14 protein-coding genes and 1 pseudogene are annotated in these 15731 nt (G+C 71.2%); 2 read left to right on the top strand and 13 right to left on the bottom strand.

What is annotated here, in order from left to right; all coding sequences use genetic code 11:
- Window positions 1-200 precede the first annotated feature (200 nt).
- The 8 genes from ACTHNQ_RS13125 to ACTHNQ_RS13090 form a co-directional block, all read right to left on the bottom strand.
- Window positions 201-1169: a fumarylacetoacetate hydrolase family protein gene (locus ACTHNQ_RS13125; protein ID WP_440334006.1), complete on the bottom strand. Its 969-nt coding sequence runs from the start codon at window positions 1167-1169 to the stop codon at window positions 201-203.
- The gene (locus ACTHNQ_RS13120; protein ID WP_440334004.1) at window positions 1166-2170 is read right to left on the bottom strand and encodes an amidohydrolase family protein; all 1005 of its coding nucleotides are present in this window, start codon (window positions 2168-2170) and stop codon (window positions 1166-1168) included. Before ACTHNQ_RS13120 ends, ACTHNQ_RS13125 begins: the two co-directional genes overlap by 4 nt.
- A complete protein-coding gene (locus tag ACTHNQ_RS13115) occupies window positions 2167-3300 on the bottom strand; it encodes an FAD-dependent monooxygenase (RefSeq protein ID WP_440334002.1) in 1134 nt (377 codons plus the stop codon). The genes ACTHNQ_RS13120 and ACTHNQ_RS13115 overlap by 4 nt, the downstream gene beginning before the upstream one ends.
- Window positions 3301-3340: 40 nt before the next feature.
- Window positions 3341-4339: a cyclase family protein gene (locus tag ACTHNQ_RS13110; RefSeq protein WP_440334000.1), complete on the bottom strand. Its 999-nt coding sequence runs from the start codon at window positions 4337-4339 to the stop codon at window positions 3341-3343.
- Window positions 4336-5313 (bottom strand): fumarylacetoacetate hydrolase family protein, encoded by a 978-nt coding sequence (locus ACTHNQ_RS13105; protein WP_440333998.1) that lies wholly within the window; start codon window positions 5311-5313, stop codon window positions 4336-4338. Before ACTHNQ_RS13105 ends, ACTHNQ_RS13110 begins: the two co-directional genes overlap by 4 nt.
- 74 nt (window positions 5314-5387) lie before the next feature.
- A complete protein-coding gene (locus tag ACTHNQ_RS13100) occupies window positions 5388-6404 on the bottom strand; it encodes a VOC family protein (RefSeq protein ID WP_018170242.1) in 1017 nt (338 codons plus the stop codon).
- Window positions 6405-6510: 106 nt separating this feature from the next.
- The gene (locus ACTHNQ_RS13095) at window positions 6511-7287 is read right to left on the bottom strand and encodes a hypothetical protein (protein WP_440333996.1); all 777 of its coding nucleotides are present in this window, start codon (window positions 7285-7287) and stop codon (window positions 6511-6513) included.
- Complete coding sequence (locus ACTHNQ_RS13090) at window positions 7284-8318, bottom strand: Gfo/Idh/MocA family protein (protein WP_440333994.1); 1035 nt, start codon at window positions 8316-8318, stop codon at window positions 7284-7286. Before ACTHNQ_RS13090 ends, ACTHNQ_RS13095 begins: the two co-directional genes overlap by 4 nt.
- 106 nt (window positions 8319-8424) lie before the next feature.
- Between ACTHNQ_RS13090 and ACTHNQ_RS13085 the strand changes: the two genes are divergently transcribed.
- Both ACTHNQ_RS13085 and ACTHNQ_RS13080 read left to right on the top strand, forming a co-directional pair.
- Window positions 8425-9702 carry an ROK family protein gene (locus ACTHNQ_RS13085; protein ID WP_440333992.1) on the top strand — a complete coding sequence of 426 codons (1278 nt, stop codon included), beginning with the start codon at window positions 8425-8427 and terminating at the stop codon, window positions 9700-9702.
- A gap of 99 nt (window positions 9703-9801) precedes the next feature.
- The gene (locus ACTHNQ_RS13080; RefSeq protein WP_440333990.1) at window positions 9802-11247 is read left to right on the top strand and encodes a hypothetical protein; all 1446 of its coding nucleotides are present in this window, start codon (window positions 9802-9804) and stop codon (window positions 11245-11247) included.
- A 60-nt stretch (window positions 11248-11307) separates the two neighbouring features.
- Here ACTHNQ_RS13080 and ACTHNQ_RS13075 read toward each other — a convergent pair whose 3' ends face one another.
- From ACTHNQ_RS13075 to ACTHNQ_RS13055, 5 genes and pseudogenes are all read right to left on the bottom strand, one after another.
- The gene (locus tag ACTHNQ_RS13075) at window positions 11308-12312 is read right to left on the bottom strand and encodes a Gfo/Idh/MocA family protein (protein ID WP_440333988.1); all 1005 of its coding nucleotides are present in this window, start codon (window positions 12310-12312) and stop codon (window positions 11308-11310) included.
- 2 nt (window positions 12313-12314) lie between these two features.
- Window positions 12315-13187, bottom strand: a complete 873-nt coding sequence (locus ACTHNQ_RS13070; RefSeq protein WP_440333986.1) for a ThuA domain-containing protein — start codon at window positions 13185-13187, stop codon at window positions 12315-12317.
- Window positions 13188-13270: 83 nt separating this feature from the next.
- Window positions 13271-14278, bottom strand: coding sequence for a sugar phosphate isomerase/epimerase family protein (locus tag ACTHNQ_RS13065; RefSeq protein ID WP_440333984.1), 1008 nt, complete (start codon window positions 14276-14278; stop codon window positions 13271-13273).
- 53 nt (window positions 14279-14331) lie between these two features.
- Window positions 14332-15516, bottom strand: a complete 1185-nt coding sequence (locus ACTHNQ_RS13060) for a Gfo/Idh/MocA family protein (RefSeq protein ID WP_440333982.1) — start codon at window positions 15514-15516, stop codon at window positions 14332-14334.
- Window positions 15513-15731, bottom strand: a pseudogene (locus ACTHNQ_RS13055) (C-glycoside deglycosidase beta subunit domain-containing protein); the annotation flags it as partial. The pseudogene ACTHNQ_RS13055 and the gene ACTHNQ_RS13060, both read right to left, overlap by 4 nt.

Genomic DNA, 15731 nt, shown 5'->3' with positions numbered 1-15731 from the left:
GGATCGCGACCGTCAGCAGCGAGACGATGAGGAGGCGCAGCCTCCACGGTGACATGCTCATACGCGTTGCGGCCCGTACGACCGGGCGATCGACGCGACGGGGTGTGCCCCTGCGCAGCTTCGCGTCAGGGATCGGGCCCGACGGGCCCCGACGTCACTGTCGATTCTAGCCATTCTTTAGTCTAAAAACAACTAAAGGATCAGAACCGGTGCCGCGTCCGAGGACGGGGGCGGGCCGCCGGGAGTTCCGGGGCCAGCACCGGAGCACCGACGGTGCCCACGAGCTCGCCGATGCCCTCGACGCTCATCCGGACCTCGTCGCCCTCACGGAGAGCCGGGATCGTCGACCCCCTCCCCCACAGCTCGCCGAGGCATCCGCCGTTTCCGACCGTCCCGCTGCCGAGCACGTCGCCGGGGACGACGCGGGAGTTGCGCGAGGCGTACGCGACGAGCTCGGGGAAGGGCCACCCCATGTTCGAGACGAGGTCCTCGCCGACGAGCTCGCCGTTGATGCACACCTCGGCGCGGATGGCGAGGAAGCCGTCGGCGTCCACGTACTGCTCGAGCTCGTCGGCCGTGACGATCCACGGGCCGAGGCTCGTTCCGAAGTCCTTGCCCTTCGCGGGCCCCAGCCGCACCTTCATCTCGCGGCCCTGAAGGTCGCGCGCGGACCAGTCGTTCATGATCGTGTAGCCGAAGATGCGGGACCTCGCGTCCGCCGCGGTCAGGTTCGTCTCGCCGACGCCCGGGGCGTTGCCGATGACGACCGCGACCTCCAGCTCGAAGTCGAGCCGCTGGGTCACGGGCGGGGCGACCGCCTCGCCGGGGCCGAGGATCGTGTGCGGGTTGGTGAAGTAGAACGTCGGCGCCTCGTACCACTCCGGCGCCACGAAGCTCTTGCCCTCCACGCCCGCGCTCACGCCCTCGACATGCTCCTCGAACGCGACGAAGTCGCGGACGGATGCCGGCACCAGCGGCGCCAGCAGACGGACGTCGGCGAGCGCCGTGCCCGCCTCGGCCTCGACCCGGCCGAAGGCGGCGTGGGCGGCATCCGATCCCCCCGCGAGGATGTCGGCGACCGTCAGGCCGTCGGGGAACGGGACGACGCGATCGTCGATGACGAACCCCTCGCAGGCGGCGGTCCCGCCGGTCCAGCGCGCGATCCTCATGCCGAGACCTTCGTCCGCAGCAGCCCGTCGGCGTTGCCCGCGAGGATTCGGTCGGTGATCTCGGCGGGAAGGTCGGCGGACCGCACGAACGCGACGGGGTCGTCGAGTCCCATGTCGAAGGGGAAGTCGCTGCCCAGCAGCACGCGCGATCCGCCCGCGACCTCGACGAGGTGGCGCACCGCGATCGGGTCGTGCACGACGGTGTCGAACCACAGCTTCTTGAGGTAGCTCGACGGCTCGTGCGCGCACCGGCGCGCCTCGGGACGCACCCGCCAGGCGTGGTCGGAGCGCCCGATCGCGAACGGCAGGTAGCCGCCGCCGTGGGCGGCGACGATCTTGAGCCCGGGGTGACGGTCCAGCACGCCGGCGAAGATCAGGTGCGACAGCGCGACGGCGTTCTCGGTCGGCTGCCCGACGGTGTTCGAGAGGTAGAACCGGTCGAGCCGCTCGTCGAGGCTGCAGCCGAACGGGTGCAGGAAGATCACGCAGCCGAGTTCGGCGGCGCGCGCCCAGAACGGCTCCAGCCGCTCGTCCGAGAGCTCCACGTCGCCCGCGAACGACGAGATCTCGACCCCGGCGAGGCCGCGGCCGAGCACGGCGTCGTCGAGGTACTCCACGAGGTGGGCCGGATGCTGCAGCGGCACCACTCCCAGACCGACGAGGCGGTCGGGCGCCAGGGCGACGTGCTCGGCGATGAGCCGGTTGACCTCGCCGGCGACCCAGCCCGACAGGCCCTCGTTGGCCCACGGGTAGAAGTGGTTCGGCGAGACGCTCACCCACTGCCGGTCGACGCCCTGCTCGTCCATCGCGGCGAGGCGGGCGTTCACATGGGTGAGCTTCGGGATGCGGGCCCCGATCATGGCGCCCGATGCCTGCAGGCTCTCGACGCCGTTGCGCCGGCGCTCGAGGTCGGCCGCGGCGGCGACCTCTTCGGGAGCGCGACGCTCGACCTCGGCGTGCAGCGCCGGCAGCAGCAGGTGTGCGTGGACGTCGGTGGTCATGCGGGCACCGCCATCTGGTGGGCGATGCCGAACATGAGTCCCGCGACGTCGGCGTCGCGCACGCCGTCGAGCTGCCACTGGCCGAGCTGGACGGATGCCTCGACCACGGCCTTCGCCCGCGGCAGCCGGCGCGCGTGGAACTCGTCCCACAGCGACGCGTCCACCTCGTCGCGCGCCACCAGCAGCTCGGTGAGCACGAGCGCGTCCTCGAGCCCCTGCGCGGCGCCCTGCGCGATCGTCGGAGGGCACGAGTGCGCGGCGTCGCCGATCAGGACGACCCGGCCGCGGTTCCACGGGCCATCGACGAGGTGCTTCGTGAACCACGTGTAGTTCGCGTGGGCGCCGCCCTCGAGGTCGGCGCGGATCGAGTTCCACGGACCGTCGTAGGCGCGCGACTCCTCGAGCATGATGCGGGTGGCGTCCTCGTCGGTGATGTCGAACCGGTCCTGCGCCTTCTCGACGAGGAAGGCGTACATCGTGCCGTCGCCGGTGGGCGTGTACCCGGCGATGTAGACCGGGCCGCCGTAGTACAACTCACTGCGCACGACCTCGGCGGGCCGCGAGACGAACGAGCGCCAGATGCCCATGCCGGTCGGCTCGGGCTTGGTCTCGACGCCGATGAGCCCGCGCACGACCGAGTTCAGGCCGTCGGCGCCGATGAGCAGGTCGTACGTGCCGGCGGACGCGCCGTCCACGAGGACCTCGACGCCGTCATCGCTCTGCTCGAGCCCCGTCACGGTCGCGCCGAAGCGGACCTTCGCGCCGGCCTTCTGCGCGTGGTCGAGGAGGATGCGGGCGAGCGCGGGGCGCGGCATCCCCATCGCCGCCGGATAGTCGGGCCCACCGGTCTTGACGTCCGGGAGCTCGGCGACGATCGGCGCACCCGGCCCGGGCGCGCGCAGGTTGAGGCCCTCGAAGGGGTAGCCGGCGGCGCGGATGTCGTCCCACGCGCCGAGCGCGTCGAACACGCGCAGGGCGTTGCCCTGCAGCGAGATGCCGGAGCCCAGCGCGCTGAGCTCGGGCTTGGACTCGAAGACGTCGACCTCGACGCCGGCCTTGGCGAGCTGGATGGCGGCGGCGAGGCCGCTCACACCGCTTCCGGCGATCGCGACCTTGTTCACTGCGGTCATGTCGGTCAGAACCTCTCTGTTCTCGTTGTCGTCGGGGGGATCACAGGATCGCGACGGGGTTGATCGGCGAGCCGACCGCGCCGGTGATCGGAAGCGGCGGGGCCGACAGCAGGAAGTCCCATCTTCCCCGCGCCGCGCACGCGTCGGCGAGCGCGTCGAGGTTCCACATCTCGCCGATCGTGAGCCCGAGGTTCGGGATCACGACCTGGTGGAGCGGCTGGAACGCCGGCGCGTCGAACTCGTTCGGCCGCACCTCGAACCCCCACGTGTCGGCCGCGATGGCGGCGATCTCGGTGCGGTGCAGCCAGCCGGCCGTGGTGAGCGAGAGGCCCGGCGCCGCGCCCCCGGCGTAGTCGCCCCAGCCGTCGCGGCGCGTGCGCGCGTACTGCCCGGTGCGCACCAGCACGATGTCGCCCCGGCCGACGCGGCTCGACGCGCCCTGCGCGGAGATGGTCGCCTCGAGGTCGGCGACGGTGATCGCGTACCCGTCGGCGAGCTCGCCGGTCTCGGGCTCGAGATGGCGGCCCACATCGAGCAGGACGCCGCGCGAGACGATGACGGATGCGGCATGCTCGATGCCCGTGACCAGGTCGCCGTCGCTCGTGACGACGTCGCCGGCGCGCCGGCCGTTCCAGGCGCTGCCGTGGTCGAAGATGTGGCCGAGGCCGTCCCACTGGGTGGAGCACTGCAGAGGCATCGCGATCACGTCGTCGGCGCCGCCGATGCCGTGCGGGAAGCCCTGGTTGCCGCGCTCGGCGTCGGTGCCCGTGTCGGTCATGGTGTGCACCGGGTTGGTGCGACGACGCCATCCCTTCTGCGGGCCGTTCGTGTCGAACGCCTGCGCGAGCGAGACCACCTCGCCGTCCTGCACGAGGGCGGCGGCCTCGACCCGCTTGGCGGCGTCGATGAAGTTGAGCGTGCCGAGGACGTCGTCCTCGCCCCAGCGGCGCCAGTTGCGGTACGCCTCGGCGCGCGCGGCGATCTCGGCCGCGGGATCGGCGCGATCGAGGTCGGCGGGATCCTCGCTCGGGCGGCTCATCGGGTCGCCTCCTCTGCGACGCAGCGCACGCTCTGGGTGCCGAGCCCCTGGATGCTGCCGGTCATCACGTCGCCGTCGCGCAGGAACCTCTTCCAGTGCTGGCCGTTGCCGGCAGGGCTCCCGGTCAGGAGGATGTCGCCGGGCAGCAGCGGCATGGTCTGCGAGGCGCCCGCGACGAGCGCGGGGATGTCGAAGAGCAGGTCGCTGGTCGAGGCATCCTGCATCACGTCGCCGTTGAGCTCGAGACGCACGTTCAGGTCCGCGCCGTCGACGAAGGGCGCCGGCACGAGGAACGGGCCGGCCGGCAGGAACCCGGGCGCGTTCTTGGAGCGGTACCAGTCGGTGCCGATCTCTTTCATGTCCTTGCGGAACACGAGGTCGCGCGTGGTGACGTCGTTGACGATCGTGTACCCGGCGACGTGGTCCAGCGCCTCGTCGCGCGACACCCGGAACGCCTCGCGGCCGATCACGACCGCGAGCTCGAGCTCCCAGTCGTGCACGTCGCTGTAACCGGGGAGCGTGAGCGCCACGTCGTCGCCGACCACGCACGCGGGCAGGCCGATGAAGAAGTACGGCTCGCCGTGCGCCTTGCGCTCGTCCATCATCGTCGCGGCGAACGCGCGCGCCTCGTCGGGCGTGCGGTCGGTGTTCTGGGTGAGTCCGGCGGCGACCAGTTCGATCACGTGCTGACGGTAGTTCGCGCCCGTCTGCAGCACCTGGCGCGGTTCGACCGGGGCCGTCAGCGTGACCTCGGACAGCGGCATCCACTCTCCGTCCGCATCCGCGAGGGCGCCGAGGCGCTCCCAGTCCGGCGCGGCGAGGAAGCCGTTGAGGTCGGGGGCGCCCAGCTCGTCGGGCCCGAGCGGGCGGATGCGGCCGTCGGCGACGAGGCCCAGACGCGCACCGGCGCCCTCGCGGTAGCGCGCGAGGGCGAAGGGGGCGTCGAAGCCGGCGGTCGGATCGTGGTGCGTCATTGCGGGTTCTCGCTCTCCATCGTGCGAAGTGGTGCGGCCAGGAGCGGGATCGGCTCCGCTCCTGGCCGTGTCTGTCAGCCCTGGCCGTGCTTGGCGTAGGGGTTCAGGAGCGCATCCTTGATCTCGTCGGGAACGCCCTCCTCGGTGGCGCTGGGCCCGTCCGCGGGCGGGAACGACTCCGTCATCGACATCGGCATGGCGCCGTTGCGGTAGAAGTTGTTCGAGCCCTGCGAGGGCTTCCAGGTGTTCGCCTCCCAGTCCGGCACGTAGTTGCGGTACCCGCCCGTGTTGAGCTCGATGCGCAGCGTCGACGGCTCGCGGTAGTAGAGGAACGTCTGCTCGCCGATGCCGTGGATGTTCGGGCCGTACTCGATCGGGACGCCGTTCTCCATGAGCGTGTCGGCGGCGATGAGCAGCTCCTCGCGCGTGTCGACCCAGAACGCGTAGTGGTTCACGCGGCCGGCGCGCGTCGAGCCGTCGAGCACGACGCCGAGGTCGTGCGACTTCTCGTTGGTGGTGAGCACCGAGAAGACCGAGATCGGCGCCTCGTCGAGGACGGTGCGGGCCATGAAGCGGAAGCCCAGCACGTCGACGTACCACTGCACGAAGGCGTCGACGTCGCTCGTCGCGACCGTGACGTGGTCGAGCTGACGGGGCGCCCCGGCGACCTTGCTGCGCTTCTCGGGACGGTCGGGATAGATGGATGCCGCCTGCGCAGGCGCCTGGTGCCGTTCGACGTCCCAGTGCAGCGTCATCGGGTGACCGAAGGGCCCGACGAAGCGGTACGCGCGTCCGATCCTGTAGCCGTCGAACCACTCGCCCTGGATGCCGGCGGCCTCCACGCGCTTCGCCGCTTCTTCGAGCGCCTCGGGGCTCGACGTCCGCCACGCCATGGTTTCGAGCGAGGGCTCGTCGCCCGGCACGACGACGACCGAGTACGCGTAGTAGTCGCCCCAGCAGCGGAGGTAGACGCGGCCGTCCTCGCGGGCGACCTCGGTGAGGCCGACCTGGTTGACGTAGAAGTCGACGGATGCGTCGACATCCGGCGACGTGATCGCCACATACGACAGATGTGACAGAAGCTTGATCATCTTCGATCCCTTTCGGTGAGTCATCGGGGTGATCCCGTCAAACACTTTCGCCGAAGTCGGGCATATCGAGGAATCCCATATTGCCTATCTTTCGGATCACCGACGTTTATGAGAATGCCGGTCCGAGCAAAGCGTTCCCGAGCAGCATGTCGTGGCGCAGATCCGCGAGATCGGCAGACGGCTGCCCGGCGCGCACCGCGGCGACGGCCCGCCGCAGGGCGACGCGCTCACGGGCCTCGAACCGGGTGGGAAGGATGCGGTCGCCACCGGCATCCGCCACCGTCACGACGGCCTCCAAGCCGGCGTCGATCTCGATCCGCTTCTCGGCGATCGTCGTGATGCGCACCCGGCCGAGGGCGGGCGCCCCCGGCTGCGCCGCCGCGACGACCGACACCGCCGCATCGGTCTCGGACGAGAGCAGGGCGAGCACGCGGCGGCCCGAGGACTCGCTCGTCCGCAGCGCGAGCGGAGCGCCCGCGACGACGCGGGCCCAGCCGACCGCCTCACGCAGGGTCGCCCGCAGAGCAGCGGCGGGCGCATGGCACTCGACGACCAGCGCGGCGGCGGGCGCGGCGTCCGCGAGCGCCTCCGATACGTCACGCACCATATCGGGGCGCAGCAGCGGCCTGTCGAGCAGGACGGGGATGCCGCCCGCGGACGCAGCGAGCGCCTCGAGCGCGTCGACGGGGGCGCTCCCCGGCCCAGCCACGACGACCGCCGCCGCGCCGGCGCCGATCGCGTCGGCCGCGATCGTCCACCAGTGGCCGTCGCCGCGCACGACGACGATCGAGCCCGCCGCGGACGCGGCGAGCTCGCTGCTCGCCGGCAGCTCGGCGACGGCGACACGGTACGCCTCGAGGTCGGTGCACACGCGCACGGTCATGCCACGGCTCCCGCCAGCTCGGACGCGGCATCGGCGAGGCCGAGCGCGTAGCGGGCGTCGTCGAGCAGCTCGTCGTACTCCACCGGCAGACCGGCGTCGAGCAGCTCCGCGAGCGCGCGCCACTCCGCGATGTAGCCGTCCCCGGAGTCGTGCGCGTAGATCGTGTCGCGGCCGTCGGCTGCGCGCACGCGCACGCGTGCCCCACCGGCGTGCACGAACGGCGGAGGGAAGGCGACGTCGAGTCGATCGGTCGCGGTCGCCACGGACACGCGCCACAGGGTGTCGCCTCCTCCCGGGAGCATCGTCGTCGTGAGCTGGACGGGGATGCCGCTCGCGACGAAGCCGACGGCGTACCCGATCGGAGCCAGCGCCCGGGCGAAGACGACCCGCTCGAAGCGCGGCGCGAGGTCGCGCACGAGGGGCAGGTCATGGATCGCGAGCCCCGTGAGCAGCTGCCTGACGACGCCGGCCGCGGTGCGGGGATCAGTGAGGTCGGGCACACCGCGTCCGCCCGCGGGGCCCTGCGACAGCTCGGTGACGAGATCGTGGTAGCGGCCGTTGGGTGCCAGAGCCAGCGTCACCGAGATCGAGACGACCGGCCCGCCGGAGGCGGTGAGGTGGTGCTTGGCACGCCCCCACGCCGGGTCGAAGTAGTGGTTGGTGCCGACGATCAACGGCACGCCGGCGCGCCGGCAGGCCTCGATCGCCTCTTCGGCCTCGCGAAAGCTCGTGCCGATCGGCTTCTCGCAGAAGACCGCGCGCTTGCCGGCGGCGACGGCGGCGATGATCTGCTCCGAGTGCCGGGGAGGAGGGCTGCAGATCGCCACGACCGCCACGTCAGGATCCGCCAGGAGCGACGCGGTCCCGGTCGACGACCGCGCGTCCACGCGGGTCGCGAGTCCGGCCGCCCGCCCGCTGCCGCCGTCGGCGATGTGAACCACCCGGAAGGCGTCGCCCAGTCGCGCGAGAGTCGGCAGGTGCAGCGCGGCCACTCCGGGGCCCGCGCCGATGATCCCCACACCGAGTGTCATGGACGGCCTCCTTGCTTTCGTTCGAACAGTACCTAAGTGCGACGCGGTTTGACTATAGATGGCTTCCGTTACGTACGAGACATGCGGGGTTATGTAAGAATCGACCATGGCCAGAGAGTCCACGCTGCGGTTCGGCGCACAGACCGACGAGATGACGAGCCTGCTGCGCATCGTCAACATGGTGCGCACCGGTGAGGCCGCGACCCGCCCCGAGATCGGCCGCGTGACCGGCCTCGGACGCGGCGTGGTGACCCAGCGCGTCGATCACGCGATCGAGATGGGCTACCTCGCCGACGGCGAGTTCGGCCCGTCGTCCGGCGGCCGTGCGCCGCGGACCCTCCGCTTCCGGGGCGACGCGGGACGCATCGTGGTCTGCGCCCTCGGCGCCCTGCACATCCACGTCGGCGTGGCACTCCTCGACGGCGATGTCATCGACCAGGAGCACTCGCCGTGGGACATCGCGCGCGGGCCGGCCGAGACGCTCGACAAGGCCCTCAGCATGATCGACGACGTGCTCGCACGCACGCCCGACGTACCGGTCTGGGGGATCGGCGTCGGCGTTCCCGGACCGGTGGACTTCGACAGCGGCCGCCCGGTCGCGCCGCCGATCATGCCGGGCTGGAACGGGTTCGACGTGCGGCGCCGTTTCGAACAGCGCTACGACGCCCCGGTGTGGGTCGACAACGACGTGAACCTGCTGACGTTCGGCGAGCGCGCGCGCCGCGACGACGAGCATCTCGACCTCATCTACTGCAAGATCGGCTCGGGCATCGGCGCCGGCCTCCTCTCGCACGGGCACATCCATCGCGGCGTCAACGGCGCCGCCGGCGACATCGGCCACGTACGGGTGCGCGAGTCCGACGCCCTCTGCCGCTGCGGCAAGGTCGGCTGCCTCGAGGCCGTCGCCGGCGGCTGGGCGATGATCCGCGATGCCCTCGCCGAGATCGAAGCCGGCGCCACGGGCGTGCTCGCCGCCGCCGTCGCGGAGGGCCAGGAGCTCACCCCCGAGCTCGTCTCGCTGTCGGCCGAGAACGGCGACGCGCTCGCGATCCGCCTCGTGCAGCGCTCGGCCCGCGTCGTCGGCGAGTCGATCGCGGCGCTGGTCAACATGTTCAACCCATCCGTCATCGTGATCGGCGGCGCCATGGCCGGCGCGGGCGAGCTGCTGCTGGCCGAGGTGCGGCAGCGCGTGTACGAGCTCTCGCTGCCGTTGGCCACGCGCGACCTGACGATCGCCCAGTCGGTCAACGACCGCCGTGAGCCGCTCCGGGGCGGCGTCGAGATGGTGCGCGAGCAGCTCTTCGAGGTCACCTTCCCGCGGTGGTTCGGCGACGGCCGCCCGTCGGTCGCCGCGATCCGCGGGGCCGTCGAAGCCGCGGCGTGATCTCGACCATGGTCACGCTTCTTACGAAAACAGACAAAAGCGTGTAACTTCCCGTCTGAAGCCGACGACGATCGGCTCCGACACGAGGGAGTGGACACGATGGCGCTGCCGCTGCTGCTGGACGACGCGCTCGTCGCGACGGAATCGGGGTTCGCCGTGCGGGTGAGCCTCCCTTGGATCCGGTCGATGCCACTGTCCAGCGTCACCGACGTCGTGGTCGCGATCGACGGCATCCCCGTCCCCGTCTCGGCGCGGCTCGGCGACCGCGACGTGGCGATCGACGCACTCGTCGCCGAGACGGCCTGGTGGTTCATCCAGGACCGCCTCGAACTGCGAGGCGATCGGATGCTGCCACCCGGCCCGCACGACGTCTCGGTGGCCTTCCGGCTCATGGTGCCGTACCTGCAGGCGGGGCCGTCGGGCCCGCTCTCGCTCCCCTTCCACGCCGAGCGCCCCCTCGGGCTCGGGGACCCGGCATCCGCCCATCGAACCGTGCGCGCCGCAGCTCCGGCGACCGTCCTCGAGGGGACGGACGCCGGGTGGGAAGCCGCCGACGTCGACGGATGGACGGTCTCGGCCAGCGCCTTCAACTGGACGCCCGAGGTCATCCGCGGCGAAAGCCCGGCGGCCGACATCGCGATCGGCGTGGTCGAGCAACGCGTCGCGGCGACCATCGAGATCGAGGCCGGCCAGGTGTGGCGGTCGTTCCCCGAACCCTCAGACGGCGACGTCGACGCCTTCCGCGAACGACTCGCCGCCGTCGGCGGTGCGGTGACGATCGTCGGCGCCAGCCTGGACGACTGGGCGACGCCCGCGCGTCGACGCAGCGAGCAGGAGCGCCTCGCGTTCCTGGTGCCTCAGCTGCAGGCCGCGGCCCGGCTCGGCGCCCGCGGCGTGCGCGTGCCGTTCGGCCAGGCGGGACCGGAGCTGCTGCGACTCGCCCAGCCGGTGCTGCACGAGCTGGAGGTCGTGCTCTACGAAGAGATCCAAGGACAGCAGACGCTCGACGCGCCCGCCGACGCGGCGAACCTCGAGCTGCTGCAGGCGCTCGGCGACCCGCGCATACGCGTCCTGATCGACATCAGCATGCTCATGCCCTCGCTGCCGCCGTCGTACCTCGACGAGCTTCGCCGGGGCGGCGTCGACGAGGACCTGGTGCGGCGACTGCAGACCGAGTGGCGCGACCCTGAGACCCATCAGGCGGTGCTCGCCGCCCTCCGCGAGGGGCGCGTGCCGCCTGCGGTCCACACGCTCTTCATGAATCTGCTCGTCCGCTTCGGCCGGTCCGACGTCGCCGACCTGGAGCCGCTGCTGGCCTTGACCGCGGGCGTGCACCTCAAGTTCTGGGACCTCGACGACGCCGACGGGCGGGTGTCGCAGCCCATCTCCGACATCGCCGCGGCGCTGCGGCGCACCGGCTTCACCGGCACGCTCACGAGCGAATGGGGCGGCCACGAATGGCTCGACGCCGATCCCACCGCGACGACGCGGGCACACCTCGCGCTCGCGGAGCGTGCGCTGTCGGGAGCGGATGTCGCCCGCTGACGACGGTGGCGGCACGCGGACGATGACGGCGCCCCGTTGGGGGGCGCCGTCATCGTCCGGTCAGCGCGGTTCGAGGCCGGCCGCGCGGTAGACGTCGTCGACGAGTTCCATCGTGCGCGCCGCATCCGCCGCCCGCAGCGGACTCGACGCCTCGGGCGCTTCGCCGGCGAGCACATCCCGCAGGTGCTCCAGCTGCTTCACATAGCTCGACTCCCCCTCGGCGACTTTCTCGTCGATCAGGATGCCGTCGCCCGACGTCACGCGCAGCGTCGCGCCCCACTGCGGGACGATCACGCTCGTCGCGTGCAGGGTCGCGGCGGAGCCGGCCACGTGCAGCAGCATCGCGCCGTCGTCGTCGCCGACGAACGAAGCCCGCACGCGGGCCGTGATGCCGCGGTCGAACGAGAGCACGAAGTCGGTCTGCAGGTCGACCCGGGGATCACCGTCGTACAGGCGGGCCGACGCCGACTGCACGTGAGCCTCGCCCCAGGCCGCGCGCAGCAGGTCGACGGCGTAGCATCCGACGTCCATCACCGCGCCTCCGCCCAGATCGCCGTCCAGCCGGATGTTGCCGGGCTTCACGACGAAGTGCGGGATGCTGAAGTCGATCTCGACGTCTTCGATATCGCCGAGCACGCCCGAGCGGAGCACCTCGAGCAGGCGCTGCGTGAACGAGTGCAGCCGGTAGTGGAACCCGACGAACGCCGACCGGCCGTTCGCGTCGGCGGCATCCGCGATGGCGCGCGCCCCGGCGCCGTTCGCCGACAGCGGCTTCTCGCAGAGCACGTGCTTCCCGGCCTGCAGCGCGGCGACCGCCCACCGCTCGTGCACCGTCGGCGGCAGAGCCACGTACACGAGGTCGACGTGGGGATCGGCCATCACTTGGGCGTAGTCGCCGGCCGCGGCGATCCCGAACCGATCGGCGAAGGCGCGGGCGCGCTCGGGGTCGCGCGATCCGACGGCGACCACCTCGACCCCCTCGACGAGACCCGCCGGCTCGACCATGGCCCGTTCGGCGATGCCGCCGGTCCCGAAGATGCCGACCCTCAGCTGTGTACCGGTCATGGTCAGCCCTCGTGGTTGTAGTACGGCCAGGGCAGGAACCGGCGCTCGCCCCGGCGATCGGGGCCGTTCAGCGACACCTCGCCGGTCGCGGCCCACTCGACGCCGCGCGGGAACAGGCGGATGAACTCGATGCGGCGGAACGTGTCGATGTCGTGGCCGATCGTGATCGTGAACGAGCGCCCCGTGCCGTACTCGTTGATCCACGCGATGGGCTGGTCGGTGTTGATGCCGTTGAGCTCGGCGATGCCCCCCTCGGGGATCACGACCGGGTAGTGCGACATCGGCCAGACCGGCGCCTTCTCGTAGGCCTCGAGGTCGTCGAAGGTCGTCAGGAGCACCCGCGCGCCATCGTAGAGGTCGACGCCGGTGAGGATGTCGTCGCCGGTCACCGTCCAGCGGGCGCTGATCCCCTCCGTGATGGGATGCCGCGGCTCGACCGTGTCGAGCTGCGCCTCGCCCCACGGCCGCGGGCGCAGGCCGGTCTCGTACGCGCTGAGCTTGGCGCCCCGCATGACGTTGTACTCCTCGGGGTAGCCCCAGCGGTCCTCCTGCGCGGCCGACCCGTGGAACCACACGATGCCCTTGCCGTCGTCGTGGACGAACTTCAGGATCGCGGCATCCGTCTCTTCTCCGAAGCCGACGGCCTTGTCGAAGAACCCGTCGCGGCCCTCGAACACGACGATCAGCACGTCGTACTTGTCGATGATGTCGGCGCCGAGACCGCGCGGGTCCTCGACGACCCGCACCCGAAATCGCCCGGTGTCTTCGAGCAGCGTCGTGATCCACTGGTTGTGCAGACGGAAGCTGCGGTGCTCGTTGTCGTGCTCGCGGGTCATGTGCCCCGACAGGATGAGGACGTTCAGGACGTCGGTCATGCGGGTTCTCCTTCATTCGCGGCGCGCCCGCGGGCACGCCGAACGGCGCCACCGAGGGCTCGGCGGCGGTCGGACGGGACGATCTAGTCGGTCTTGGTCGAGAAGGCGGCGTCGAAGGCGGCCGCCGGCGGCGTGATGGCGTTGAGCCTGCGGACGAAGGCGAGCGCCTCGGGCGCACCGTCGAGACGGTCCATCCCGGCGTCCTCCCATTCCACCGAGGTCGGGCCCTCGTAGCCGATCGCGTTGAGCGCCCGGAACAGCGGCTCCCACGGCACGGCGCCATGACCGGTCGAGACGAAGGTCCAGCCGCGGCGCGGGTTCGCCCACGGCAGGTGCGACCCGAGCACGCCGTTGCGGCCGTCGAGGTTGGTGACCGATTCCTTCACGTGCACGTGGAAGATGTGGTCGGCGAAGTCGAGCACGAACGCCACCGGATCGAGCTGCTGCCACATGAAGTGCGACGGGTCGAAGTTCAAGCCGAAGCTCTTGCGGTGGCCGATCGCCTCAAGCGTGCGCTTTGCGGTCCAGTAGTCGTACGCGATCTCGGACGGGTGCACTTCGAGCCCGAAACGCACGCCGACCTCTTCGAACACGTCGAGGATCGGATGCCACCGGTCGGCGAAGTCCTGATACCCCGCGGCGATCCACTCGTCCGACGCCGGCGGGAACATCGCGACGGCCTTCCAGATCGACGAGCCGGTGAAGCCGTTGACGGTCTTCACCCCGAGCTTCGCGGCGAACCGCGCCGTGTTCTTCATGTCTTCGGCCGCGCGCTGCCGCACGCCCTCGGGGTCGCCGTCGCCCCACACCCGGTCCGACAGGATGTCGCGGTGCCGGGCGTCGATCGGGTCGTCGCAGACGGCCTGACCGGTCAGGTGGTTCGAGATCGCCCAGACCTTCAGGCCGTTGCGCTCGAGGATGTCCTTGCGGGACTGCACGTACTCCGCGTCATCCCAGCGGGACACATCGATGTGGTCGCCCCAGCAGGCGATCTCGAGACCGTCGTAGCCCCACTCGCCCGCGAGTCGCGCCACCTCTTCGAAGGGGAGATCGGCCCACTGGCCCGTGAAAAGGGTGATCGGACGAGGCATCGCAGCTCCTTTGCTTTGTTGTTGAGTCAAACCTATCCGTCACATCCGCCGGTTCACAGAGCGGGCGACGGCACCTCTGCGCCGGTCCGCACCCAGGCCGAGTCGCGTTCCGCGCTCTCCTCGACGGCCGCGAGCACCCGCTGCACCGAGAGCCCCTCCGCGAACGACGGGTGCGGGTCGGTGCCCTCCGAGATCGCCGTCACGAGGTCGACGACCTGGTGACTGAACCCGTGCTCGTAGCCGAGCATGTGCCCGGCCGGCCACCACGCCGCGATGTACGGATGCTGCGGCTCGGTCACCAGGATCCGGGTGAATCCCTGCGTCGCCGCGGGCGCGGTGCGGTCGTAGAACCAGAGCGTGTTGAGGTCTTCGAGGTCGAAGCGCAGCGCGCCCCGGTCGCCCGACACCTCGATCGAGAGGTCGTTCTTGCGTCCGGTCGCGAAGCGCGTCGCCTCGAACGACGCGAGCGCGCCCGTCGACAGGCGCCCGGTGAAGATCGCCACGTCGTCGACGGTGACCTCGCCGTGCCCCTCCGCGGCGGTGCCCGACAGCCCCGACCCGCTCCCCTGCAGCGGCCGCGTCTTCACGATCGTGTCGACCACGCCCGACACGGCGTCGACCGTGAGCCCCGTCACGAACTGAGTCATGTCGATGATGTGCGCGCCGATGTCGCCGAGCGCCCCCGAGCCCGCGTGCTCCTTCTGCAGTCGCCACGCCAGCGGCATCTCAGGATCGACGAGCCAGTCCTGCCGGTAGGCGGCCCGCACCTGCGCGATCCGTCCGACCGCGCCCTGGGCGATGAGGTCGCGCAGGAGCGTCACGGCCGGCACCCGCCGGTACGTGAAGCCGACCATCGACCGGATGCCGCGGGCGGCGGCACGCTCGGCGGCATCCGCCATCGCCTCCGCCTCGGCGACGGTGTTCGCCAGCGGCTTCTCGCACAGCACGTGCTTGCCCGCCTCGAGCGCCGCGATCGCGATCTCGGCGTGCGAGTCTCCCGGCGTGACGATGTCGACGATGTCGATGTCGTCGCGCGCGATCACCTCGCGCCAGTCCGTCGCCGATTCCTGCCAGCCCCGCCGGGTGGCGGCATCCTTCACCGCCTCGGCGTTGCGCCCGACGATCACCGCCATCTCGACGTCGTCGGGAAGGGCGAACACGCGCGGCGCCTGACGCCAGCCCACGGAGTGCGCGGCACCCATGAAGCCGTAGCCGATCATGGCGACGCGCAGGGTCATGCGAGCACGACCTCGCGCTCGACCGGGACGCGGTTGGTGACGTACCGGCCGGGGCCGCCGTCGACGCCCGGCATGATCTGCATGTACAGCAGACGCATGGTCAGGACGACTTCGACGGTGAGCTTCTCGCCCTCCGCGGGCACGTGGTCCAGCGGGATCACGACATCCGGCCGGTCGGCGACGAACCACAGCGTCTCGGACTGCTCGGGCAGCTC

Origin of the sequence: Microbacterium sp., from assembly GCF_051953575.1 — a bacterium.
Taxonomy (GTDB): domain Bacteria; phylum Actinomycetota; class Actinomycetes; order Actinomycetales; family Microbacteriaceae; genus Microbacterium.
Note: the sequence above shows the minus strand (reverse complement) of the source record. Positions and strands in the feature narration are given on the sequence as shown.

Coding starts and splice junctions, on each gene's coding strand:
- ACTHNQ_RS13125 (WP_440334006.1), bottom strand. CDS start 1,169: ATGAGGATCGCGCGCTGGACCGGCGGGACCGCCGCCTGCGAGGGGTTC.
- ACTHNQ_RS13120 (WP_440334004.1), bottom strand. CDS start 2,170: ATGACCACCGACGTCCACGCACACCTGCTGCTGCCGGCGCTGCACGCC.
- ACTHNQ_RS13115 (WP_440334002.1), bottom strand. CDS start 3,300: ATGACCGCAGTGAACAAGGTCGCGATCGCCGGAAGCGGTGTGAGCGGC.
- ACTHNQ_RS13110 (WP_440334000.1), bottom strand. CDS start 4,339: ATGAGCCGCCCGAGCGAGGATCCCGCCGACCTCGATCGCGCCGATCCC.
- ACTHNQ_RS13105 (WP_440333998.1), bottom strand. CDS start 5,313: ATGACGCACCACGATCCGACCGCCGGCTTCGACGCCCCCTTCGCCCTC.
- ACTHNQ_RS13100 (WP_018170242.1), bottom strand. CDS start 6,404: ATGATCAAGCTTCTGTCACATCTGTCGTATGTGGCGATCACGTCGCCG.
- ACTHNQ_RS13095 (WP_440333996.1), bottom strand. CDS start 7,287: ATGACCGTGCGCGTGTGCACCGACCTCGAGGCGTACCGTGTCGCCGTC.
- ACTHNQ_RS13090 (WP_440333994.1), bottom strand. CDS start 8,318: ATGACACTCGGTGTGGGGATCATCGGCGCGGGCCCCGGAGTGGCCGCG.
- ACTHNQ_RS13085 (WP_440333992.1), top strand. CDS start 8,425: ATGGCCAGAGAGTCCACGCTGCGGTTCGGCGCACAGACCGACGAGATG.
- ACTHNQ_RS13080 (WP_440333990.1), top strand. CDS start 9,802: ATGGCGCTGCCGCTGCTGCTGGACGACGCGCTCGTCGCGACGGAATCG.
- ACTHNQ_RS13075 (WP_440333988.1), bottom strand. CDS start 12,312: ATGACCGGTACACAGCTGAGGGTCGGCATCTTCGGGACCGGCGGCATC.
- ACTHNQ_RS13070 (WP_440333986.1), bottom strand. CDS start 13,187: ATGACCGACGTCCTGAACGTCCTCATCCTGTCGGGGCACATGACCCGC.
- ACTHNQ_RS13065 (WP_440333984.1), bottom strand. CDS start 14,278: ATGCCTCGTCCGATCACCCTTTTCACGGGCCAGTGGGCCGATCTCCCC.
- ACTHNQ_RS13060 (WP_440333982.1), bottom strand. CDS start 15,516: ATGACCCTGCGCGTCGCCATGATCGGCTACGGCTTCATGGGTGCCGCG.